20 protein-coding genes are annotated in these 21341 nt (G+C 52.8%); 8 read left to right on the top strand and 12 right to left on the bottom strand.

Annotated elements, in window-relative coordinates; translation table 11 throughout:
• Window positions 1-2: 2 nt before the first annotated feature.
• The 6 genes from Q4501_RS01235 to sthA all read left to right on the top strand — a co-directional run bounded on the left by Q4501_RS01235 (window position 3) and on the right by sthA (window position 5320).
• Window positions 3-668: an NADH:ubiquinone reductase (Na(+)-transporting) subunit D gene (locus Q4501_RS01235; RefSeq protein ID WP_303593484.1), complete on the top strand. Its 666-nt coding sequence runs from the start codon at window positions 3-5 to the stop codon at window positions 666-668.
• The gene (gene nqrE, locus Q4501_RS01230; protein WP_303593482.1) at window positions 668-1276 is read left to right on the top strand and encodes an NADH:ubiquinone reductase (Na(+)-transporting) subunit E; all 609 of its coding nucleotides are present in this window, start codon (window positions 668-670) and stop codon (window positions 1274-1276) included. Before Q4501_RS01235 ends, nqrE begins: the two co-directional genes overlap by 1 nt.
• Before the next feature lie 37 nt (window positions 1277-1313).
• A complete protein-coding gene (nqrF, locus tag Q4501_RS01225) occupies window positions 1314-2540 on the top strand; it encodes an NADH:ubiquinone reductase (Na(+)-transporting) subunit F (protein ID WP_303593481.1) in 1227 nt (408 codons plus the stop codon).
• Between the two features lie 9 nt (window positions 2541-2549).
• Window positions 2550-3602, top strand: a complete 1053-nt coding sequence (locus tag Q4501_RS01220) for an FAD:protein FMN transferase (protein ID WP_303593479.1) — start codon at window positions 2550-2552, stop codon at window positions 3600-3602.
• Between the two features lie 12 nt (window positions 3603-3614).
• Window positions 3615-3863, top strand: a complete 249-nt coding sequence (gene nqrM, locus Q4501_RS01215) for a (Na+)-NQR maturation NqrM (protein ID WP_303593477.1) — start codon at window positions 3615-3617, stop codon at window positions 3861-3863.
• Window positions 3864-3928: 65 nt separating this feature from the next.
• Window positions 3929-5320 carry a Si-specific NAD(P)(+) transhydrogenase gene (gene sthA / locus Q4501_RS01210; protein ID WP_303593475.1) on the top strand — a complete coding sequence of 464 codons (1392 nt, stop codon included), beginning with the start codon at window positions 3929-3931 and terminating at the stop codon, window positions 5318-5320.
• A gap of 12 nt (window positions 5321-5332) precedes the next feature.
• On the opposite strand, the gene Q4501_RS01205 is transcribed toward sthA, so the two are convergent.
• The 9 genes from Q4501_RS01205 to Q4501_RS01165 form a co-directional block, all read right to left on the bottom strand.
• Window positions 5333-6127, bottom strand: coding sequence for a glycerophosphodiester phosphodiesterase (locus Q4501_RS01205; protein ID WP_303593474.1), 795 nt, complete (start codon window positions 6125-6127; stop codon window positions 5333-5335).
• A complete protein-coding gene (locus Q4501_RS01200) occupies window positions 6124-7251 on the bottom strand; it encodes a 3-deoxy-7-phosphoheptulonate synthase (RefSeq protein WP_303593473.1) in 1128 nt (375 codons plus the stop codon). The genes Q4501_RS01205 and Q4501_RS01200 overlap by 4 nt, the downstream gene beginning before the upstream one ends.
• Window positions 7252-7275: 24 nt before the next feature.
• A complete protein-coding gene (locus Q4501_RS01195) occupies window positions 7276-7725 on the bottom strand; it encodes a TerB family tellurite resistance protein (RefSeq protein WP_303593472.1) in 450 nt (149 codons plus the stop codon).
• A 32-nt stretch (window positions 7726-7757) separates the two neighbouring features.
• Entirely contained in the window at window positions 7758-8726 is a 969-nt protein-coding gene (gene tal / locus Q4501_RS01190) for a transaldolase (RefSeq protein ID WP_303593470.1), read from the bottom strand.
• 136 nt (window positions 8727-8862) lie between these two features.
• The gene (gene dusA / locus Q4501_RS01185) at window positions 8863-9933 is read right to left on the bottom strand and encodes a tRNA dihydrouridine(20/20a) synthase DusA (protein WP_303593469.1); all 1071 of its coding nucleotides are present in this window, start codon (window positions 9931-9933) and stop codon (window positions 8863-8865) included.
• A 163-nt stretch (window positions 9934-10096) separates the two neighbouring features.
• On the bottom strand, window positions 10097-10855 hold the full coding sequence (locus tag Q4501_RS01180; protein WP_303593467.1) for an ABC transporter ATP-binding protein: 759 nt from the start codon (window positions 10853-10855) through the stop codon (window positions 10097-10099).
• Window positions 10852-11811 (bottom strand): iron chelate uptake ABC transporter family permease subunit, encoded by a 960-nt coding sequence (locus tag Q4501_RS01175; protein ID WP_303593465.1) that lies wholly within the window; start codon window positions 11809-11811, stop codon window positions 10852-10854. The genes Q4501_RS01180 and Q4501_RS01175 overlap by 4 nt, the downstream gene beginning before the upstream one ends.
• Window positions 11802-12791: an ABC transporter permease gene (locus Q4501_RS01170; protein WP_303593463.1), complete on the bottom strand. Its 990-nt coding sequence runs from the start codon at window positions 12789-12791 to the stop codon at window positions 11802-11804. Before Q4501_RS01170 ends, Q4501_RS01175 begins: the two co-directional genes overlap by 10 nt.
• 11 nt (window positions 12792-12802) lie before the next feature.
• Window positions 12803-13735 carry a siderophore ABC transporter substrate-binding protein gene (locus tag Q4501_RS01165; RefSeq protein ID WP_303593461.1) on the bottom strand — a complete coding sequence of 311 codons (933 nt, stop codon included), beginning with the start codon at window positions 13733-13735 and terminating at the stop codon, window positions 12803-12805.
• Window positions 13736-13962: 227 nt separating this feature from the next.
• On the opposite strand from Q4501_RS01165, the gene Q4501_RS01160 reads away from it, so the two are divergent.
• Complete coding sequence (locus Q4501_RS01160) at window positions 13963-14856, top strand: DMT family transporter (protein WP_303593459.1); 894 nt, start codon at window positions 13963-13965, stop codon at window positions 14854-14856.
• A gap of 12 nt (window positions 14857-14868) precedes the next feature.
• On the opposite strand, the gene Q4501_RS01155 is transcribed toward Q4501_RS01160, so the two are convergent.
• From Q4501_RS01155 to Q4501_RS01145, 3 genes are all read right to left on the bottom strand, one after another.
• Complete coding sequence (locus Q4501_RS01155; protein WP_303593458.1) at window positions 14869-15798, bottom strand: 5'-nucleotidase; 930 nt, start codon at window positions 15796-15798, stop codon at window positions 14869-14871.
• A gap of 93 nt (window positions 15799-15891) precedes the next feature.
• Window positions 15892-18357, bottom strand: coding sequence for an ATP-binding protein (locus tag Q4501_RS01150; RefSeq protein WP_303593455.1), 2466 nt, complete (start codon window positions 18355-18357; stop codon window positions 15892-15894).
• Between the two features lie 14 nt (window positions 18358-18371).
• Complete coding sequence (locus Q4501_RS01145; RefSeq protein ID WP_303593453.1) at window positions 18372-19133, bottom strand: DNA-binding response regulator; 762 nt, start codon at window positions 19131-19133, stop codon at window positions 18372-18374.
• A gap of 405 nt (window positions 19134-19538) precedes the next feature.
• On the opposite strand from Q4501_RS01145, the gene Q4501_RS01140 reads away from it, so the two are divergent.
• Window positions 19539-21326 (top strand): TolC family outer membrane protein, encoded by a 1788-nt coding sequence (locus Q4501_RS01140; RefSeq protein ID WP_303593451.1) that lies wholly within the window; start codon window positions 19539-19541, stop codon window positions 21324-21326.
• Window positions 21327-21341 lie beyond the last annotated feature (15 nt).

Below are 21341 nucleotides of genomic sequence, written 5' to 3'. Positions count from 1 at the left end.
TCATGGCTGACGTAAATGCCAAACAGGTTCTTTTCGAACCGATATTCAGTAACAACCCGATCGGACTACAGATCCTCGGTATCTGCTCAGCGCTGGCGGTAACCACCAGCATGAACGTTACCATCGTTATGTGTCTGTCTGTTATCGCTGTTACCGCGTTTTCCAACCTGGCTGTATCACTGGTTCGCACCCAGATTCCGGGGAGTATCCGGATCATTGTGCAGATGACCATTATCGCCTCCCTGGTTATTGTGGTCGATCAGATACTCAAGGCCTATGCCTATGAGATCAGCAAACAGCTTTCTGTATTTGTTGGTCTGATCATTACCAACTGTATCGTAATGGGGCGTGCTGAAGGCTTTGCCATGAAGAATGGCCCCTGGCTGAGCTTCCTGGATGGTGTCGGTAACGGCATGGGTTACTCGATTATGCTGTTGTTCGTGGCCTTTTTCCGCGAACTGTTGGGTGCTGGTTCACTGTTTGGGGTAACCCTGCTGACTCCGGTTAACGAAGGCGGCTGGTATATCACCAACGGTCTGCTGCTACTGCCACCGAGTGCCTTCTTCATTATTGGCCTGGCGATCTGGGGTCTGCGTGCCTGGAAACCTGAGCAGGTAGAAGAGCCGGATTACAAAATGTCCCGCCACACCCATAAGGAGGCGTTCTGATGGAGCACTATATCAGCCTGCTTCTCAAGGCTATTTTCATTGAGAACATGGCACTCGCGTTCTTCCTGGGTATGTGCACCTTTCTTGCCATTTCCAAGAAGATAGAGGCCGCTACTGGTCTGGGTATTGCCGTAATTGTGGTTCTGACGTTGACCGTTCCGGTTAACAATCTGATCTACAACAACATACTGCGCGAAGGCGCTCTGGCATGGGCAGGCTTGCCCAATGTCGATCTGAGCTTCCTCGGGTTGATTACTTACATTGGCGTTATTGCAGCCATTGTTCAGATCATGGAGATGATTCTGGACAAGTATATCCCGGCACTCTATTCCGCACTGGGCGTGTTCCTTCCGCTGATTACGGTTAACTGCGCCATCATGGGTGCGGCACTGTTCATGGTGGAACGTGACTACACCTTCAGTGAGAGTGTGGTATATGGCTTTGGTGCCGGCGTAGGCTGGGCTTTGGCCATTATTGCTCTGGCCGGTATCCGCGAAAAGCTGAAGTACAGCGATGTTCCGGATGGTCTGCGCGGTCTGGGTATCACCTTCATCACTGTAGGTTTGATGTCCCTTGGCTTTATGTCCTTCTCGGGGATTTCCCTGTAATTCATCCGGTGATTCGGTTTAACGAAAAGGCGAGACCATGTATACAGAAATCATACTCGGCGTGGTCATGTTCACCGTTATCGTTCTGGCGCTTGTGGCGATCATCCTCGCGGCAAGATCCAAACTGGTAAGCACCGGTGATGTGACTATCGAAATCAATGACGATCCGGAACATACCGTGAAAACGGAAGCCGGTGGGAAGCTTCTGGGTACCCTGGCTAACAACGGTATTTTCCTGTCGTCAGCCTGTGGCGGCGGCGGTACCTGTGCCCAGTGCAAGTGCAAGGTGTTTGATGGCGGCGGCGCTATGCTGCCTACGGAAAAAACTCACTTCACGAACCGTGAAGAGAAGGAAGGCTGGCGTCTGTCGTGTCAGGTTCCGGTCAAGCAGGACATGAAAATTGAGGTTCCTGAAGAGTTCTTTGGTGTTAAAAAGTGGGAGTGTGAGGTTGTTTCCAACCATAACGTAGCCACCTTTATTAAAGAACTTGTGTTGAAACTGCCAGAAGGTGAGGAAGTTGACTTCCGCGCCGGCGGCTATGTTCAGCTTGAATGCCCTCCATACGAAATTGACTTCAAAGATTTTGATATCGAGAAGGATTTTCACGGCGATTGGGACAAGCTGGATATTTGGCGCTACAAAGCGATCAACAAGGAAGAGACCATCCGCGCCTATTCCATGGCGAACTATCCGGAAGAGAAGGGTGTCCTCAAGTTCAATATCCGTATCGCTACTCCGCCTCCGGGTACTGATCACCTGCCGGGCATCATGTCCAGCTACGTGTTCAACCTGAAGCCAGGTGACAAGGTTACGGTGATGGGGCCGTTTGGTGAGTTTTTCGCCAAGAAAACCGAGGCGGAAATGGTGTTCGTTGGTGGTGGTGCTGGCATGGCGCCTATGCGTTCGCACATCTTTGACCAACTTAAGCGCCTGAATTCGAAGCGCAAGATCAGCTTCTGGTATGGTGCCCGAAGTGTCCGCGAGATGTTCTACGTGGAAGACTTCGACGGGCTTGCCGAAGAGAACGATAACTTCGAATGGCACGTTGCCCTGTCCGACGCACAACCCGAGGACAACTGGGACGGCCCTACAGGCTTTATCCATAACGTACTCTATGAGAACTACCTGAAGGATCATCCTGCTCCTGAAGACTGTGAGTTCTACATGTGCGGCCCCCCTATCATGAACGCATCGGTTATCAAGATGCTGAAAGATATGGGTGTTGAAGACGAGAACATCATGCTGGATGACTTCGGAGGTTAAACCTTTCAGATGACATTCCGCATGCTTCAACCCGCCAGGGCGGTCTTGACCAGTGTCTTTATGATGCTGGCCTTGGCGGCCCTGGCGGGTTGTTCGTTTCAGCCGGACGAAGAAGTCTGGGAAATCTCAGGCCCTGTGTTTGGCACCACCTACCACATCAGTGTTGTAGCACCGGAAGATCGTAAAAAGCTGGAAGTTCTTGCTAAAGGTATTGATGAAGCTCTCGAAGATGTCGATGCTTCCATGTCGACCTGGCGGAAAGATTCCGAACTGTCGAAGCTGAATCGTCGGGAAGATCAGTCGGACTGGGTTCCGTTATCGAAAGGACTTTATGAGGTTCTGGCTAAAGCCGATGAGATTTCACGGCTGACAGATGGAGCTTTTGACGTAACCATAGGGCCAGTGGTGAATCTCTGGGGCTTCGGACCGGAAGCAAGACCAGAACAGATTCCCTCAGAGCAACGTCTGGCTCAGGTTCTGTCCAGAACGGGTTACGAGCAGCTTGCACTCCGGGCCAGCCCGCCTGCAGTAAAGGCGGCTTTGCCCCAGTACATCGATCTTTCCGCCATCGCAAAAGGTTATGGTGTTGATGCGGTGGCCCGCTATCTGGATAGCGAGGGAATAGAGTCATATCTTGTCGAAATCGGTGGAGAGGTCCGTACCAGCGGGGCTAAGCCTGATGGCAATGTGTGGAGGCTAGCTATCGAGCAGCCGGTGGAAGGTGCTGAGCATACGATAAACCTGATTGTTTCTTTGCCTTCTCGCGCAATGGCCACGTCGGGAGACTATCGTAACTATTACGAATCGGAAGGGCGGCGTTTCTCCCATACAATAGACCCTGAGACCGGAAAGCCCATAACGCATAACCTGGCTTCTGTAACGGTTATCGCAGATGACAGCATGAGTGCAGACGCTCTGGCGACCGGTTTCACTGTAATGGGTTTTGAGCGGGCGAGTGCGCTCGCAACACGGGACAATATTCCGGCCTATTTTATTATCCGGACAGAAAACGGGTTTGAAGGGCATCAGACTCCAGCGTTTTCGTCCTACGTTACTCAGTAAGGGGAGGGCAGTATGGGTACCTTTCTTCTGGTTTTGTTGATTGTGGTTCTATTGGTTGCCGGCATGTCTGTTGGCGTGATTTTCGGGCGTAAACCGATCAGCGGTACCTGTGGCGGTATTGGTGCCCTTGGCATCAGCTCGTCCTGTGATATTTGTGGTGGCAACACCCAGAAGTGTGAAGAGGAAAACCAGCGCGTTGCTTCGGAGGCACTGGCTCCCGAGGAACTGGCTTATGATGCGACCAAAATAGGTCGCAAGTAGTAAACGCTGGTAGATTTCATAATCACAACTATTTTTTCCGACGCAAATAAGGAGTCAATGCGCGCATGGCAGAACATCATTACGACGTCGTCGTTATCGGTGCTGGTCCTTCCGGTGAAGGAGCGGCAATGAATGCGACCAAGCATGGCAAGCGTGTTGCTATCGTTGAAGACAAGCCCACAGTGGGGGGCAACTGCACCCATTGGGGAACGATTCCTTCCAAGGCTTTGCGTCACTCGGTCAAACAAATCATTACCTTTAACACCAATCAGATGTTCCGGGATATCGGAGAGCCTCGCTGGTTCTCGTTTCCCCGGGTGCTGCAAAGCGCACAGAAGGTTATTGGTAAACAGGTAAAGCTCAGAACCCAGTTTTACTCCCGTAACCGGGTCGATTTGATCAACGGCCGCGCGTCCTTCCTTGACAACAATCGTCTAGAGGTCCGTGGTAACAAGTCGGTTGAGACGCTGCACTTCAAGCAAGTCATCATCGCAACCGGCTCACGCCCGTATCTGCCGCCCGATCTGGATTTCAGACACCATCGGATCTACAACTCGGATACCATCCTGAATCTCTCCCATACACCGCGCACTCTGATTATCTATGGCGCTGGTGTAATCGGTTCAGAGTATGCGTCTATTTTTGCCGGGCTTGGTGTAAAGGTTGATCTGATTAATCCGGGTAGTCGCCTGCTGTCGTTCCTTGATGATGAAATATCAGACGCTCTGAGCTACCACCTGCGTAACAACGGTGTGCTGGTGCGTCACAATGAGCAATACGAATCGGTAGATGGAGATGACCACGGGGTGGTCCTCTCGTTGCAGTCGGGCAAGAAAATTCGCGCGGATGCGTTTCTCTGGTGCAATGGCCGGAGCGGCAATACCGATAGTCTGGCGCTCGAGAACGTTGGCCTGACGCCTAATAGCCGTGGTCAGCTGTCCGTTGATGAGCATTACCGCACAGAGGTAGAGAATATCTACGCCGCCGGGGATGTTATCGGCTGGCCAAGCCTTGCGAGTGCTGCTTATGACCAGGGCCGTTCTGCATCCTCGGATATCGTGCATGATGAGTACTTCAGATTTGTTTCAGATGTACCTACGGGCATTTACACGATCCCTGAAATCAGTTCTGTTGGTAAAACCGAGCGTGAGCTAACAGAAGCCAAGGTACCCTATGAAGTCGGGCAGGCTTTTTTCAAACATCTGGCAAGGGCGCAGATAACCGGCGAGGCGGTCGGTATGCTGAAAATCCTGTTTCATCGCGAGACCAAGCAGATTCTGGGCATTCATTGCTTTGGTGACCAGGCTGCCGAGATCGTTCATATCGGCCAGGCCATCATGAACCAGAAGGGTGAAGCCAACTCTCTCGATTACTTTATCAACACAACCTTTAACTACCCGACCATGGCGGAAGCTTATCGGGTAGCTGCATTGAATGGCCTGAACCGGATCTTCTGAGCGGGCTGATGCTCAGTTGGCGGGTAATGCCTCATTACCCGCCGCTGTGCTTTCCTGGCGGTCAGGCAGTGAAACGGCAGCACGTGCGCGGTTATCAAAAAACATGCGTGTGCTTGTGGGGTAATCTGTAATGATGCTGTTTACGCCCATGGCTTCCAGCTGAAGCATGTCCTGAATACGGTTAACCGTCCAGCAGGAGACATGCATTTCTCTTCTACGAGCATTCTCGACCAACTCTGGTGAACAAAGCTTCCAGTTGATACACAAGTAGTCGCAGCCTAAACGCGTTGCTACGCCAAGGGGGCGAGGGAAGCGCCGCTCTGCTACCAGCCCGGTGCGAATGCGTTTGTTTCTTCTGCGTATTTCTTTCAGAAACCAGGTGTCTGCCGACGTAATGGCTGCCGTCTGGTAGAGGTTACGGTGCTGGATAACTTCCGTTAAACGATTGCAGAGAATGTTTAGCCTGGCACGGGAATCCTTCTTTACCTCCAGCTGAAAATGCTCAATATCACCGAACTCATCAAGGAGGTCTTCCAGCGAAGGGATTCCGGTTCTTACCGGCCATGAAACTGTGTTGCGACGGGCGTCCATGGCCGCAAGCTCTGCTGCCGTATACTGGCTCACATGGCCTTTCTGGTCAGTCGTCCGATCGGTCGTCAGATCATGCACCAGCACAGGTTTGCCATCTTTCGATAGCACCAGATCCAGCTCAAAATGTCGAACACCCTGCCGGTAGGCGTGCTTGAAACCGGCAAGAGTGTTCTCTGGGGCTTCGCCTTTCGCGCCCCGATGTCCGTAGACGATCATTTTGATGATTCACCTTTCAGGCGTTGGTAAATGGCCTGGCGTTTTATCCAGGTATCGTGGCAGAGGTGTATATCTTCAAGATAGGCGGGTAGCTCGTTCATCAAGAGCGCTTGAGGGCCGTCTACAAGTGCTTTTTCCGGCTTGGGGTGGAAGTCCACCAGAACCATGTTGGCCCCGGCGATCACACCCTGTGCCGTTGCGTGCATAACGTCCAGAATGCCGTCTGGCGACTTCTCGCGAGTGCCCACGGAATGAGAAGGGTCGACGCAGACAGGCATGCGCGTAAGCCGTTTAACGGCTGGCACGTGAGCAAAATCCACCATGTTGCGGTGCGGTTGACCAGCTTCGGTCTTCATCCCTCGCAGGCAAAAAATGACGTTTGCATTGCCTTCGCTGGCAAGGTATTCCGCAGCATTCAGGGATTCGTTCAAGGTAATACCGAACCCGCGCTTGAGCAGAACCGGATAAGTACTCTGACGACCAATGGCTTTTAGCAGCTCAAAGTTCTGAGTGTTCCGGGTCCCTACCTGAAGCATGACACCCGTAGGGCGCCCGAGTTTCTCCAGGCAGGTATCGATTTCGTCAATGTGGCTTTCATGGGTGATCTCCATGGCGACCACCTTGATACCGTGTTTGCCCGCTTTTTCAAATACCCATGGTAGACAGCCTTTGCCATGCCCCTGAAACGAATAGGGATTGGTGCGAGGCTTGTAGGCACCCATGCGTGTGCAAACCTGGCCATTCTCTTCCAGGGCTTTCAGCATCATTTCTACATGCTCGGGCACGTCCACGGCGCAGAGACCGGCGAAGATATTCAGGTTGGACTGGTTGAAGTCCACGCCGTTATAGCTAAAGCCTGTCTGACGGTTGTCGTCTTTATGACGCCCCAGAATCCGGTAGTCGTCGGATATCCGAATGGCCCGTTCTACTGCCGGCAAAGCTTCGATTTCTGCCTTGTCGAGCGGTTTGGTGTCGCCCAGCAGATATATCTCGGTCAGACGCTGGCTGACGCCCTGTATTTCATGCACCCGCACCGATACGCCTGGCAGGTTCTCCAGAAAGTGCATCGTCTGGCGATAAGCTTCACTGTCCAGAGCTGTGTTGGGATGAAGAATAGCTAGCATGCGATTTCCTTTGTTATGTCCCGGTCAGGAGCGAGCACTCTCTGCCTTGTGTCGCGCCTGTATGAACTCCCGATGGTTAAGATGCAGCAGATCTGCCATACGGCGAATAAGGTGTTCTTCGTATTTGTCTACGCGGTCATCTGCGAGCGCAACCTGCCAGATATTTTCCAGCAGCGACTGTTTGCCTTCCTGATCCAGGTGTTCATTTATCTGCCCGGTAAATTCATACAGTGAAGTAGCATCCTCAGCATGGGCCAGTGCATCGTTGAGAATCTCTTCCGCTTCTTCCCGGGTTACCTGGTGGGCTTTTATTGCACACTCTACGATAGCCTTTAGTTCTCGTTCGTCTTCGTGGTGATCTACCCGCGAAAGCTGCACCATCAAAGCGGTTGCAGCGACCGCAAGCTGGTGGGCATCAAACTCATGATGCTCTGTTTTCGGTGCACTAAACAGTTTTTTCAGGCTCTCAATCATAATCGGACATGACCATTCAGGTGCATTGAAAATCAGGCCGCTTTACTGGCGAGCTGGCGAACCTGGTTCTCCAGCTCAATCTGGTCGTTGGTAAAGCGCCGAATGCCGTCTGCCAGTTTTTCGGTGGCCATGGCGTCTTCATTAGACTCCCAGCGAAACCGCTTTTCATCCAGAACTCCGAAACCGTCGGATGAAGTGGCTGCAGAGGCCGAAAGCTTTTGCTCCAGGGTGCCGGTGTCGTCTTGCAGCTCCTGCAGTAACGCAGGGCTGATGGTCAGACGATCGCAGCCTGCCAACATTTCAATTTCCCCGGTGTTTCGGAAACTCGCACCCATGACTACCGTGCTGAAACCATTGGCCTTGTAGTAATTATAGATCCGGGCGACCGATAGCACACCTGGGTCCTCGGCGGCGGGAAAACTATCCCGGCCACTGCTGGCGAGATGCCAGTCGAGTATGCGCCCAACGAAAGGGGAAATCAGGAATGCCCCTGCCTGGGCGCAAGCTGCAGCCTGCACAAATGAAAACAGAAGCGTGAGGTTGCAATGAATGCCTTCCTGCTCAAGTATCTCCGCCGCGCGGATGCCTTCCCAGGTCGACGCAATCTTGATAAGAACCCTGCTGGTATCGACTCCCTGCTGGTCGTAGAGTTCGATAAGGCGCCGGGCGCGCCTGAGCGTAGCCTCTGTATCGAATGACAAGCGTGCATCAACTTCCGTCGAAACCACACCGGGTATCAGACTGAGTATTTCCTGGCCCGCCAGAACCGCCAACATATCAGTTGCCACCGTTAACTGTTCGGTATCAGAGCCGCCTCGTTTCCGTGCCATCGTAACTGCTTTATCGAGCATAGGGCGATAGGCGTCGGAAGCAGCTGCCTTGAGCAGCAGTGATGGATTTGTTGTGGCGTCCTGAGGGCGCCATTGGGCAATGGCGCCAATGTCACCCGTATCCGCCACTACAGTGGTCATGGTTTTCAGTTGGTCTAGCTTGTTGGTCATTAGGGCTGTCGTCCGAGTTATTTTTTCGGTACATCCGAATCCCGGATGTGGATTGTGCTTCTACAATAGCGGGCTGAAAAGACAGGAACAAGACAGCAAAAAGTAAGGTGTTGGTAATAATGCCTTAAGGTCGCGGTCAGGCGTTCTCCGTCGTTTCAGTCACTGCTGGCTGAGCGGGCTCCCGGACCTTATCCAGAGCGGTCTGGATGACCTCCAGGTCGGCGCCCGGCTTATGAGCGTTCTCGCTGATATACCGGCGAAACTGGCGTCCACCGGGAACACCGTGGAAAAGCCCCAGGAGGTGTCGGGATATGTGACCGAGAAAAACACCGCGCTCCAGTTCGCTCTGAATATAAGGATACATGGCCCTGAGTGCGTCGTGGCGCGAAGCAACGGGAGCTTCGCTGCCAAAGAACTCCGGATCCACGCCCGCCAGAAGCCAGGGGTTATGGTATGCCTCGCGGCCCAGCATAACGCCGTCAGTATGTTCCAGGTGCTCGTGACACTCAGCAAAGGTTTTGATGCCACCGTTGATGATGATCTCAAGGTGAGGGTATTGCTGTTTCAGCCGGTATGCCCAATCGTATTTTAATGGCGGCACATCCCGGTTTTCCTTCGGGCTTAGCCCTTCGAGAATGGCTATACGTGCATGGACAATAAACGTACGACAGCCTGCAGCACTGACTTTGTCGACGAATTCACAAAGATCCTCCCAAGACTCCCGGCCATTGATACCAATGCGGTGCTTAACCGTGACCGGAAGGCTGGTGGCTTCGATCATGGCGCGAACGCCTTCAGCCACCTTGTCCGGATGCCCCATCAGGCAGGCGCCAATCATGTTGTTCTGAACCCGGTCGCTGGGGCAACCAACGTTCAGGTTTACCTCACTGAAACCGAATTGCTCCGCCAGTCGTGCGCAATGTGCCAGTTCACCCGCATCACTACCACCCAGTTGCAGGGCCAGCGGGTACTCGGCAGAGTTGTGGTGCAAAAAACGCTCCGTATCGCCGTGAATCAGCGCACCGGTTGTGACCATCTCGGTATAAAGCAGGGTATGCCGGCTCAGCAGTCGGGCAAGGTAGCGATATTGCGGAGTCGTCCAATCCATCATCGGCGCCACGCAAAAGCGGCGGGAGGGTTCAGACCCGATTCCACCAGGGGTTCCGGAGGGCTTTCTGGCGTTTTCTGAAGTTGCGTCTTTGATCATTAAGTGCTCAATTCTGACCGGTTGTGTGTGGCCACAACTCGAAGGCAGGTTTGTGGTCTTATGCTTTCACTCGAACGGGTTGTATGAGGGGACGATTCTATCAGGAAATCGGATTTGTTGGTTCCTGGGAGTATGAGTGTTTCTCGCCATAAGAATAGAGCGATTAGCGGAAATACGTGCAGATCCTTTGTCCGTTCAGTTCGTGGACACTCGTGGGGATATCGTAAAGATCGGTCAGAACCTCGTTCCGGATAATTTGTTCCGGCATGCCCTGGTAGGCCAGTTGGCCGCGACGCATGGCAATAATATGGTCGGAATAGCAGGAGGCGAAGTTGATGTCGTGCAGTACGACGACTACGGTTTTACCTTTTTCATCCGCAGCGCGGCGCAACAGTTGCATCATGCCAACAGCGTGGCGCATATCTATGTTGTTCAGGGGTTCGTCCAGCAGCACGTATTCCGTGTCCTGGCACATCACCATAGCCACGTAAGCCCGCTGGCGTTGGCCACCTGAAAGTTCGTCCAGATGGCGTTGCTGGTATTCTTCCAGTTCGAGATACTGGATGGCTTCGTCAATATGCTTTTGGTCTTCCGTGGTCAAACGCCCGCCAGAATGGGGGAAACGGCCAAAGGCAACCAGATCCCGAACGGTCAGGCGCAGGCTGGACTCATTGTGCTGGCGCAAGATTGACAAGCGCCTGGCCAATTCCGGCCCAGATGTGCGTGTTACGTCAAACCCGTCAATTTCCACCGTGCCGACGCTCATGGGTGTCAGGCGGCTAATCATCGACAACAAGGTGGATTTACCGGCACCGTTGGGGCCGATAATCGAGGTTAGCCCACCTTTGGGGATTTGCAGGCTGACATCTTCGACCACCAGGGTATCCTGGTACTTTTTGCTCAGCCCACGGGCTTCAATCATTGTTTGACTCCTCGCAACAACAAAACAATAAAAAGCACGCCACCGCACAATTCAATGATCATGGCCAAAGGCAGTCCCGAATTCAGTAGGTGCTCGAATACAAGCTGCCCGCCGACCAGGCAGACTATTCCTGCCAATACACTCGCAGGCAGGGTCCAGCGATGTTGGTGGCTGCCGGTTATCCAATAGGCGAGATTGGCCACCAACAAACCAAAAAACAGCATGGGGCCGACCAGCGCGGTGCTGATGGAGACAAGCACACAGATAGCCAGCATCAGGAGGGTGATGGTTTTTGTGTAAGGGATGCCCAGATTGATCGCCACGTCACGCCCCAGAATTAGTACATCAAGCTGATGGCGAAACCGAAACAGCAGTGCGCTACACAAGCCAACACCGATCAAGCCGACCCATAACAATTGCACGTTGATGCGATTAAAGTTGGCAATACCACTGCCTTGCTGAATGGAAAACTCGCTGGGGTCAAAAATTCTCTGGGCCAGTTCCGCCAGCTCCCGGAATAACAAGCCAGTGACCATGCCCAGTAAAATGAGCACATGCAGTCCACGGACCGAATCGGTGAATAACAGGCGAAAGATCACCAGAGCAATGCTTACCATCACCGCAACTTCGACAATGAAGCGCAACTCCACTGGCCAGCCAGTATTCTGCCCCACACCCCACACCAATAAAGCCAGTGAATGCACCAGCACATACAACACATCAAAGCCCATCAGAGATGGCGTTAAAATGCGGTTATGAGTAATGGTCTGAAACACGACTGTTGCCAGGCCCATGGTGATAGCAACCAGCAACATGCCCAGCAACCGGCTGCCACGGTGCTGGACGATAAAGCCCCAGTCACTTTGAACATTCAGGGTCATAAAGCCCACAATGCTCAGCACGGCCAGTACGGTGGTAAGGCTCAGCAGCAATTTGGCGCGCAGGTTCAGGCCCATTGTTTGCGCCCCCGTATCAGAATGACCAGGAACACCAGGCAGCCGGAGATGGCCAGAATATTAGCGGAGGGTATTTCGTAGGGGTGAATCAGTACGCGAGCCAGCAGATCTGCCACGAGCATTAATACAGCACCACCCAGAGCCACCAGAGGAATGGCGTGGCGCAAATGATCACCGGTAATTCGGCGAATCAGGTTAGGAACAATTAAGCCTATAAAAGGCAAGGCGCCGGCGATGACCACCACACTGGCCACCACCATGGAGACCAGTAAAACCCCCAGGGCAATCAACCACCGATAGTTAACGCCTACATTGGTGGCGAAGTCTTTGCCCATACCGATCACGGTAAAGCGATCCGCCAACAGCATCGCAAGGACGGTAATGCCCGCAGCAACCCAAAGCAATTCATAGCGCCCGCGCAGAATCGCCGAGAAGTCGCCGCTGTTCCAGGAGCGCAGGGCCTGCGCCAGCTCAAACTGGTACGCCAGCAAACTACTGCCTGCATGAATTACGCCTGCCAGAACCAGCCCGACCAGGGGCACAATCAAAGCCGACCGCAATGGGATACGTTCGAGTACGGCCAGAAACAGCAGGGTTCCGCCAGCAGCACAAAGGGCCGCCACGCCAAACTTCAGCCACAGGGCCATACCCGGTGCTGCTATGGCACAGAACAATACTCCGAGCGCAGCAGCATCCGCTGTCCCCATCATAGAGGGATCTACCAGGCGGTTGCGTGCCATCATTTGCAGAAGCAGGCCAGCGACAGCCAGAGAGGCTCCCGCCAGTACCAGGGCCAGGGTTCGCGGCCAGCGGCTGACGAACAGCAGCTGGGTGATCCGATCATCCGGCTGAGTGAACAGGTGCAGCAGGTTCATGCGGCTGGCACCCACATTCAGGCTGACAATGGCCAGCGCGAACACGAGTAGCGCCAGCCCCACCAGCCATGATGTGGTGGAGAGTCGGGTGGAGGTTGTGTTCATACGGTGGGTGCTTAGTTAGAGAACACTTCCAGCAGGCGATCGACGTTGCTCTGTAGCACTCTCAAACCGCTGTTATCCAGTAAATACCAACTGACCGGCTCCAGGTAAACGATCTGACCTTTTGCACCGGCTTCTGTGGCCTGAACCAGCTCGTTATCCATCATTTGTCTTGCGGCAACACCTTCACGGCCAATCGCTGCGTCCCTGTCCATCACGAACAACCAGTCAGGGTTTGCCTCCAGCAGAAACTCGTAGGAAACCGCCTGCCCATGACGGCCGACTTTCAGATCTGCAACGGCCGGCGTTACCCCGAATACATCGTGGATCATGCCAAAGCGAGTGCCAATGCCAAACGCACGCATTTTCCCGCCCGAGGTCAACAACGCCAGCCCGGAGCCCTGTTTGGCCGCCAGCGTTTGCAGTTGTTTCACGGAGGCTTTCAGTTTGGCGGTCAGTTCAGCAGCTTGCTCCTCCCGGTCGAAAATTTGCCCAAGGATTTCTGTGTTGCGCACGACACTTCCCAGCATGTCTTTTGGATCGGGAGTCAGGTCGAGAGTCGGGCCATATTCAGCAACCTTTTCATATTGACTACTGGCGCGCCGGCCCAGAATGATCAAGTCAGGTTTGAGGTTTTGCAATGCCTCGTAGTCTGGCTCAAACAGGCTGCCAATCTGAACAAAGCGGGCATCGTCGTATTGTTCGAGCATGGGCGGCATGATGTTGGAGCGGGGAATGCCCTGGGCTTCAACCCCCAGCGCAGCCATGGTGTCCAGGGTTGACCAATCAAGCACGGCGACGGTCTTTGGTAGCTTGGGTATCTGAGTTTCACCCTTTGCATGTTCAATCGTTAACAGGTCGTTTGCATACGCTGGTGCGATCGCGCCAATCAACAAAAAGCTAAAGAACGAAATCGTTCGGAATATCGAAAAAAGGCTCAAACGCATAATCAGCTCCTGGTAAATTTCAATAACCTGGCCCGGAGGGCACAGAGAAAAGCAGGGAGCATGATATGCGAATGATTTTGATTTGTAATCCGTTTTGTGAGATTTCCTTTTGGCAGCGCCCGGTTCAGATTTTCTCTGGATAACACGTATTACCTCTTGCTCCCACCACTGGTACCCTCCCGCCACCAGAACTTGGTTCGTCCCGACCTTAAAGGAAAGTTAAACGAATGAACTCGCACATACTGGCGGCAGTTCTCTCTGCTGTTTTCATGGGTACCATCGGCGCAATTTCTGTTTACGCCGATGTCAGCGCTGAAACGGTTACCTTTTACCGCCTGTTTATTGGCGCCGTTTTAATGGGTTGCTTCCTGTTGTTTACAGGCCAGAAAGATAAAATATTTACCTGGCCGGGTTTCAAGGTTTTGGTAACGGGCGCGTTCCTCGCATGCTTTGTCGTCTTTTATGTAATGGCGTTGAACTATACGAGCATGGCCAATGCGGTCATGTTGTTGTATCTGGCACCGGTAACCGCGTCCGCCGTTGCCCACTTTTTTATGGGTGAGCGGCTATCAGGGCCAAGTGCGGCGCTGATCGGAGTGGCGCTGTTTGGCTTTGCCATGATGATGGAGTTCAACTTTAACCTTACAGGGCGAAAGCAGGAATCGATCGGTCTCTTTTACGCACTGTGTGCCATGTTGTGCTATGCGGCCTTTATTCTGACCAACCGACTAATCCATGAACGGGTGCATGTGCTGACTCGCAGTGGCTTTCAGATGCTTGTGGGGGCCATGTGCGTGTTGCCTTTTATGCTTCAGCAGAGTGAGAGCATCGGCGCTGTGCAGTGGGGCTGGTTGATTGCAGCGGGTATCGTTCCGGGGTTCCTGGCTATAATGTTGGCAGTGGTCGCGTTAAGAGCGCTCCCGGCCGCGACCTTTGGTACCCTGGCTTATCTGGAGCCTATTACCGTAGTCGCGCTGGCATGGTTTCTGTTTGATCAAAGCCTGAATACGTTGCAGTTGTCCGGGAGTGCGTTGATTATCGTCTCGGGTGTGGCGCAGGCGGTGTTATCGCAGCGCAGTTCGCGCTGGGCCGCAGCAGGCCCTGAAGTGGAGGCAGGGTAGGATTTTTCTTGATTATTCTCCCAGATTCGCCACCCCAAACGGGATATGCACCATTGGAATGTCCCCAGCATCAGACTCCAGGTGGGAGCGTTGGTCATCAAAAAACATGTGGGGTTTGAGCACGTTCAGGATCCGGTCTTTTTTCATCCCACCCAGGAAGAAAACCTCGTTGGCATCCACGCCCCAGTGCTCCAGAGTTGTAATCACCCGTTCATGGGAAGGCGCATTGCGGGCCGTCACTATGGCGATTCTTAATACCCGCCGGTAATCCGGATCATCCAGTACTGCGCGGTCCTCCAGTTTTTGCAGATGTGAAAGCTTGCGGAATAAATCCGCCAGAGGGCCAGGGCTGTGGGGGATTTGTGATCGGGAGGACTCGTGTTCCTGAAAGTCTTCCAGGGAGCCTGCCTTGAATACCCGCTCTGAGGCATCGTCTGCTATCACTCCGTCAAAGTCGAAAGCAATCCGCAGTTCTGCATCGCCCTCATCATCGACTACGTGACTCGGCAGTACCGTGCCCGCCGGGTGGCCGTAATCGATGGCCTGTGACACATCCTTGGCATTAGCAGAAAGAAACAGCGAAGCATTGAACGCAGGAATATACGCATAGGGCGACTTGCCCTCCAGAAATGCCGCTCGGGTAATGTCCAGCCCGTGATGATGAATCGAGTGGAAAACCCGCTTACCGGTAATCACCGAGTTTCGTGACAGTAAAACCACTTCTACGGGGCATTGCTCCGGAAACTTCTGATTCACACTGAGAAAACGCTTTACGAAAGGAAAGGCGACGCCCTTGCGCAAGGGTTCTTCCAGATGCGCCTCCTGATATTTCCGATAGGCTTTTTCACCCTGTTCCCGGAAGACCTGGTCCGATCCGGAAAGATCAAACAGGGCGCTGGATGCAACCGCAATAACGAGCTTTTGTTCGATGGGGTAGGGCATCGGCAGGGCGTTCCTTTTTTTTGCGTATCAAAATGCAAATCACGGAGGATCGGGTCCCAGGCGTATTATGCAATACAGACCATTGTATGCGTGTTACCTGGTGATGATCTCACCAAACTGGTCTGGGTTATACGAGGTAAGATTGCAAAGTTCCGCAAGCGTCAGGCGCATCTCCCGCAGGTCGACGGGTTTCGATAAGTATGCGTTGAACGTTTCTGAAGTATTTTCCATGGGCTCTGAACTCAGTTCCTGTTTGCCCGAGAGCAGAATCACCGACACACCAGGCCGGCAGGATCGTGCAGCGTTCAGAACTTCGGCACCTGAAGCACCCGGTAAGTGATAGTCGGTAATGATAATATCGGGCACATTGCCGCCAGGCGTCACAGCTTCCATAAACATTTCTGCTGTAGTGAAAAGCTCTACCCGAAATCCCATGTTGGTGAGTTCGTCGTCTAATAGGTCACGAATCTGTAATGAATCCTCTACCACCCAGGCTATTTTGCCCTGGGCGTCAAAAACAGGCAGAAAATCATGCATCACCGGAAGTGCGGGGCTCACAAGCTGCTCGTTTCCGGCAATGTAGGGAATGGTGCATGTCGCAGTAGTTCCTTTGCCCGGTTCACTATCAAGATGAAGTTTGCCCCCCAGCTTTTTGGTCAGTTCGAAGCAGATGGCCAGGCCCAGACCAGCGCCGGGATTACTTTTGGAGCTTTGATAAAAAGGTGTATAGATTTTTTCAAGCTGATGGGGGGTTATGCCACGGCCAGTGTCAGTGACGCGGAAAACAAGCGATGGCTCACCGTCTTGATTGTTGTCGAATGCAATGGATAAGGTGATTTTTCCGTTATCAGTGTATTTCGCGGCATTGTCCAGCAGATTGAGCAAAACACGCTGCAGCTGGGTGCTGTTGCACTGGATGACCGTTGGCAATTCCGTTTCGATATTGAATTGAAAATCGTTATTTTGCTTGCCGGCGATAATGTGGGCTTGATTAACCAGATTGTCGATAAAAGCAATCAGGTAAACGTCCCGTAGTTCATCGTTATACGCTGTGATGTCCCGCGCATAGTCCATCAAGCCATCTACCAGATCCTTCATGTACAGTGCTCGGTCCTGGATAACCTGATTTGCTTTCTGGCGGCTCACTGCGTCAACCGCCTGCAGTTGCGCGTAGCCCAGGATGGCTGTTAGCGGAGATCGCAAATCATGAGTGATCTGTCCCAAAAAGTTCACTTTGGCTGTGTTGGCTTTTTTTGCCGTCTCTAGGGCATGGTTCAGTTCTTTTGTCCGGTTTTCGACGGCTTTTTCCAGAAGTTCGCGGCTTTCTGATTCTTTTACCCTGAGCGCGGTTGCAGCTATTTCCAGTTGACGTCTCTGCTGCCAGTTGTATGTGAGTATCAATGCCAGAACGATGAAGATCTCGACGTAAATTCGTACACCTGCGAAGGCAGAGGTGTAATAGAAATTGAATGTGTAGCCGAGCAACAAGAATGAAGACGTAACCCAGTATGCGAAGAGCAGGAGCAGTATCGGGATCTGCCCGGGACGCTTGGCTTGAAGGGTGGGGGGGATCATGAATGGCCAGCTTAAGGCATACAGGCCCGTGATCAGAATTCCCCAGCTGCGGATACTCACCCCATCCAGAACAAAGGTGAGACACGCTGTAACGACGGCAGATATGGCCGTCAGGGCCAGGAACCGGCGCCAGAATCGATGCTGGTGAAGCCCCAGCAAGAACACAGACGTTGTCAGGAACAGCTGTTCCGTAAACACCCATGCGGAAACTCTGAGATTGGTTGAGTAATTCTCAAGGACAGGCAGCAGGTATAAGCTGAAAAAACCATCCTTTTCTGTTTCAAATATGAACGCAATCAATAGCCATAGGCCAGTGATGAATAAGCCGGCGTTGAATTTGAGTGTCAGAACGGTCAGCAGCATTACGATGCATGCAAAAAGAACGATCTGAAATACCCGCTTTTCATGGATGCTTTGAGCGTATGAGGCTGGTTCCCAACTTTTCACACTGACAAAGGGGAGGCTGTCACTATCAATTTTCAGGAGAAGTTGCTGGGTTTCCCCTGCATTGAGCTGCACCGGAATAACGCTTTTTCCATTGCTTATGGTGCGATCCTGCAAGGGCTGGGCTAAACCTGTGGTTTTCTGCCAGAGGAGTGCCTTGCTGGTCGGGGAGAGAAAGAACGCATCTACCCGCGTCATTCTCCAGGGTTCCAGTACCAACCAGCGTGTTAAAGCCTGGCCGCTGCTGTTGTGTAGGGTGGCGTTTAACCAAGTGGTCGTGTGCTGTCGTGGTGCGTTGAAGGTATCTTCACCGGGGTGAGTCCAGTCGGTGGAGTTCAGGGCATCATGATAGTTCTGTACATTTCTGCTTCCAGAAATGGTTGTCATCGCGCCTGTGAGCTCATGATTGTCCGGCGCTGTGGCAAGGTCTATAGGAGTGCCTTGAGCTACGCTGGTATCGGCCAACGTGTGTGGGGTAATGCCAAAACACAATGTTGCGATGGCGACTAAAAGAACGGGTTTCCACAAGCTGTGAATCAAAAGAGCCTCTAAGGTTAGTTATGCTGTTGGCGAAACTCTCTGGGCGACGATTTGAATCGCTCTTTGAACGCGGTGGAAAAGTTGGCGCTGTCTTTAAAACCCACCTGGTGCGCTATATCTTGCACCGGGAGCCGGGTTTCTTGAAGAAGAATCCTGGCTTCCTTCATCCGCTCTTCTCTGAGGTATTCGTATACGGTTGCCCCGGCACAAACCTTGAACGCCATATTCAGTTTCTTGCTGTTCGTTCCTGTCAGTGTTTCCAGTTCATTCATCGATAGAGTCGACGACAGTGACCTGAGAAGGTGGGTGCGCGCTGAGTGGAACAGGATCGAATGCAGATTGTTTGTTGGTGGTGCATCTGTTTTTTGCGCTTCTTTATTATTCGCCGAGGATGCTCTGTTGCGCAAATGAATGACCAGTCTCAACTTTACTTCATTGAAATCAAAGGGCTTGTTGATGTAATCAACAGCACCGGCGAGTAGACCTCGAACTCGCTGCTCGGCTGCGGTCATGCAGGAAATAAACACTACCGGGATATCCCGGGTCCTAGGATCCTGAGTGATGATTTTGCAGGCGTCCCGGCCATTGCAGCGAGGCATCTCAGAGTCCATCAGGATGATGTCAGGTTGTCTTGCGCGTGCCTGTTCGATGCCCTCAAGGCCATCACAAGCATAAAACAACTGGCAACCCTGACGCTGGAGATATGCCGAAAGCAGCATGCGATCTGCTTCTTCATCCTCGACAATCAGGATCCGTGTGTGTCTCAAAGCACCCATGTTTGCCCTTTCGCGTTTTTCGGCGTCGCGTTTATAGGTCGAACCTTGCAAGAATTTTAACAGCACAGCATGCAGGGTGTTTGTTGCAAAACAATTTAACGGCGAAGTTTAGCCGAATTTACTAATCCCTCTAAAGTGGCCTTGTGATATCGGGCCAAAGATATTCCCCTCAAACACAACTTTTTTCGCGTAGGCAAATGTTCGCGATGAAAGCAGTGTTACGGTCAGTTAATTACGTCTCTCTGCGTTCGTCGCTCTGTATGAAACGCTATCAATTTCAGGCTGTTCCATGCCTTTGATGGTACTTCATAACTTGATGAGTGCGGGCCTTTTATCTAAATCACCAGCCTAACGACCTTATCCGTTGCTGAGCCAAAAGCTCGAACGGATTGCTTAGAGGATTTTATGGCCAGAACACCCTTTGCCGCCAAACTTGCCCTTGCGTATTCTTTGAGCTTTACAGCATTTATTTCAGCTGCAGAGAAGCCACACGACGACTTGTTAAGTGTTGTTCAGGAAACACTGGACACTAACCCGGAATTGCAGATTCGGTTGCATGCGTTCCAGGCCTCGACTTATGACCAGCGTGAAGCTTTCGGCGGATACTTGCCATCTATTGATGTAAGTGCGTCCGGTGGTATTGGCGCCCGTGACTACGATGACCGTGGTAGCTACAACCGCAATTATGCAGAAGTGTCGCTCACACAAATGCTGTTCGACGGATTTCGAGTGCGTAACGCCGTCGCGAGAGCCGAGCATAGTAGTCGTGCGCGCTATTACGAACTGCTGGATGAGGCAGAAACCAAGGCGCTCGAGGCCAGTGAGGTTTATCTGAGCGTTCTCCGCCACCGCGAGCTGGTGGCACTCGCACAGCAAAACGTTGCAAACCATCAGCGGGTGCAACGCCATGTGAGCGATCGTGTCGGTCGAGGTATTAGCAATCGGGCCGACCTGCAGCAAATTGATGGGCGTTTATCTCTCGCACGCTCTAATTTAATGACTGAGGTGGCAAACCTGCAGAGTGTTACTGCTCGTTTTCAGCGTTTGGTTGGTCGCTTCCCCGCCGAGAATCTAACCCCTTTCGAAGTAGAAGCGCAGGCTGTGCCTGAAGGGTTATGGCAGGTTCTAAAGACGGTCTATGCCAATAACCCGGCCTTGTTTGCAGCGTTTGAGGAGATTCAGGCTTCCGAGGCCTCTTACGGTGAAGCCAAGTCTGGCCGCTACCCAACGCTAGAACTGGGCGCTCGGCACGGTACCTATAAAAATAACAATAGTTTCGATACGCGATCAGACCCGCACTCCTATGGCGATGAAACAGTGATCGAGCTGCGAGCGCGTTATAATTTGTATCGCGGTGGCAGTGACCGCGCGGCCGAGCGCGCAGCAAATCGCCGAATCAGCCAGGCTGAAAGCATGCGGGACAAAACCTGCGTCGATTTGCGCCAGACTGCAACCATTGCACACAGCGATGTACTTAACCTTCAGGTAAAACTTGCCTCTTTAGCGAATCACCGCGAAGAAGCAGGGGGAGTGCTTGCCGCCTATCGCGAGCAGTTCGATATCGGGCGTCGTTCGTTGCTGGATGTACTCGACTCCGAAAACGAGTTTTTCCAGGCGGAGCGTGCTTATATCAACGGGACATACGACCTGGAAATCAACCGCCTGCAAACACTTCACAGTATGGGGCGGCTGCTGGATACCCTTGCCGTTGGTAGTGAAGAGCTTCCAGATCTTGGTGACATCAATCAGTCGGTTAACCCTGGCTCCAGTCGTTACTGCACGCTGCCCGATGATGGCGCCGCAAGCTTCGATCGCTACCTGCAAACGGCAGATACCGAAGAGGTCTTGAATCTGGGCAGCGATACGCTGTTCGACATCGGCAGTGCCGAATTCAAACCCGAGGCAATGGCTCGCCTGCAGCAGTTTGCCCGGCGTTTGCTGGAGCGTGGAACGGCGAAGTCCATCAATATTGTGGGTCATACCGACAGCACCGGCACTGATGCACTGAATCGTGAGCTATCTCTGGCCCGAGCAATAGCAGTGCGGGATGCTCTTGTTGATAGCGGTGTTACGGATACCGTTATGCTGGTCTCCGGCGTAGGTGCGTATCAACCCAATGCAAGCAACGACACAGCCGAAGGCCGGGCATTGAACCGCCGTGTTGAGGTGCGTGTTACTCATGCCCGTAAATAGGCATGAAAGGCTGTC

The sequence above is a fragment of the Marinobacter sp. 2_MG-2023 genome (assembly GCF_030546935.1).
Lineage (GTDB): Bacteria > Pseudomonadota > Gammaproteobacteria > Pseudomonadales > Oleiphilaceae > Marinobacter.
Note: the sequence above shows the minus strand (reverse complement) of the source record. Positions and strands in the feature narration are given on the sequence as shown.

What these genes read in the sequence shown, in the direction of transcription:
- Q4501_RS01220 (WP_303593479.1), top strand. Translation starts at nt 2,550, where the DNA reads ATGACATTCCGCATGCTTCAACCCGCCAGGGCGGTCTTGACCAGTGTC.
- Q4501_RS01195 (WP_303593472.1), bottom strand. Translation starts at nt 7,725, where the DNA reads ATGATTGAGAGCCTGAAAAAACTGTTTAGTGCACCGAAAACAGAGCAT.
- nqrF (WP_303593481.1), top strand. Translation starts at nt 1,314, where the DNA reads ATGTATACAGAAATCATACTCGGCGTGGTCATGTTCACCGTTATCGTT.
- tal (WP_303593470.1), bottom strand. Translation starts at nt 8,726, where the DNA reads ATGACCAACAAGCTAGACCAACTGAAAACCATGACCACTGTAGTGGCG.
- Q4501_RS01170 (WP_303593463.1), bottom strand. Translation starts at nt 12,791, where the DNA reads ATGAACACAACCTCCACCCGACTCTCCACCACATCATGGCTGGTGGGG.
- Q4501_RS01160 (WP_303593459.1), top strand. Translation starts at nt 13,963, where the DNA reads ATGAACTCGCACATACTGGCGGCAGTTCTCTCTGCTGTTTTCATGGGT.
- Q4501_RS01165 (WP_303593461.1), bottom strand. Translation starts at nt 13,735, where the DNA reads ATGCGTTTGAGCCTTTTTTCGATATTCCGAACGATTTCGTTCTTTAGC.
- dusA (WP_303593469.1), bottom strand. Translation starts at nt 9,933, where the DNA reads ATGATCAAAGACGCAACTTCAGAAAACGCCAGAAAGCCCTCCGGAACC.
- Q4501_RS01140 (WP_303593451.1), top strand. Translation starts at nt 19,539, where the DNA reads ATGGCCAGAACACCCTTTGCCGCCAAACTTGCCCTTGCGTATTCTTTG.
- Q4501_RS01145 (WP_303593453.1), bottom strand. Translation starts at nt 19,133, where the DNA reads ATGGGTGCTTTGAGACACACACGGATCCTGATTGTCGAGGATGAAGAA.
- Q4501_RS01235 (WP_303593484.1), top strand. Translation starts at nt 3, where the DNA reads ATGGCTGACGTAAATGCCAAACAGGTTCTTTTCGAACCGATATTCAGT.
- Q4501_RS01175 (WP_303593465.1), bottom strand. Translation starts at nt 11,811, where the DNA reads ATGGGCCTGAACCTGCGCGCCAAATTGCTGCTGAGCCTTACCACCGTA.
- Q4501_RS01155 (WP_303593458.1), bottom strand. Translation starts at nt 15,798, where the DNA reads ATGCCCTACCCCATCGAACAAAAGCTCGTTATTGCGGTTGCATCCAGC.
- Q4501_RS01180 (WP_303593467.1), bottom strand. Translation starts at nt 10,855, where the DNA reads ATGATTGAAGCCCGTGGGCTGAGCAAAAAGTACCAGGATACCCTGGTG.
- nqrE (WP_303593482.1), top strand. Translation starts at nt 668, where the DNA reads ATGGAGCACTATATCAGCCTGCTTCTCAAGGCTATTTTCATTGAGAAC.
- Q4501_RS01205 (WP_303593474.1), bottom strand. Translation starts at nt 6,127, where the DNA reads ATGATCGTCTACGGACATCGGGGCGCGAAAGGCGAAGCCCCAGAGAAC.
- sthA (WP_303593475.1), top strand. Translation starts at nt 3,929, where the DNA reads ATGGCAGAACATCATTACGACGTCGTCGTTATCGGTGCTGGTCCTTCC.
- Q4501_RS01200 (WP_303593473.1), bottom strand. Translation starts at nt 7,251, where the DNA reads ATGCTAGCTATTCTTCATCCCAACACAGCTCTGGACAGTGAAGCTTAT.
- nqrM (WP_303593477.1), top strand. Translation starts at nt 3,615, where the DNA reads ATGGGTACCTTTCTTCTGGTTTTGTTGATTGTGGTTCTATTGGTTGCC.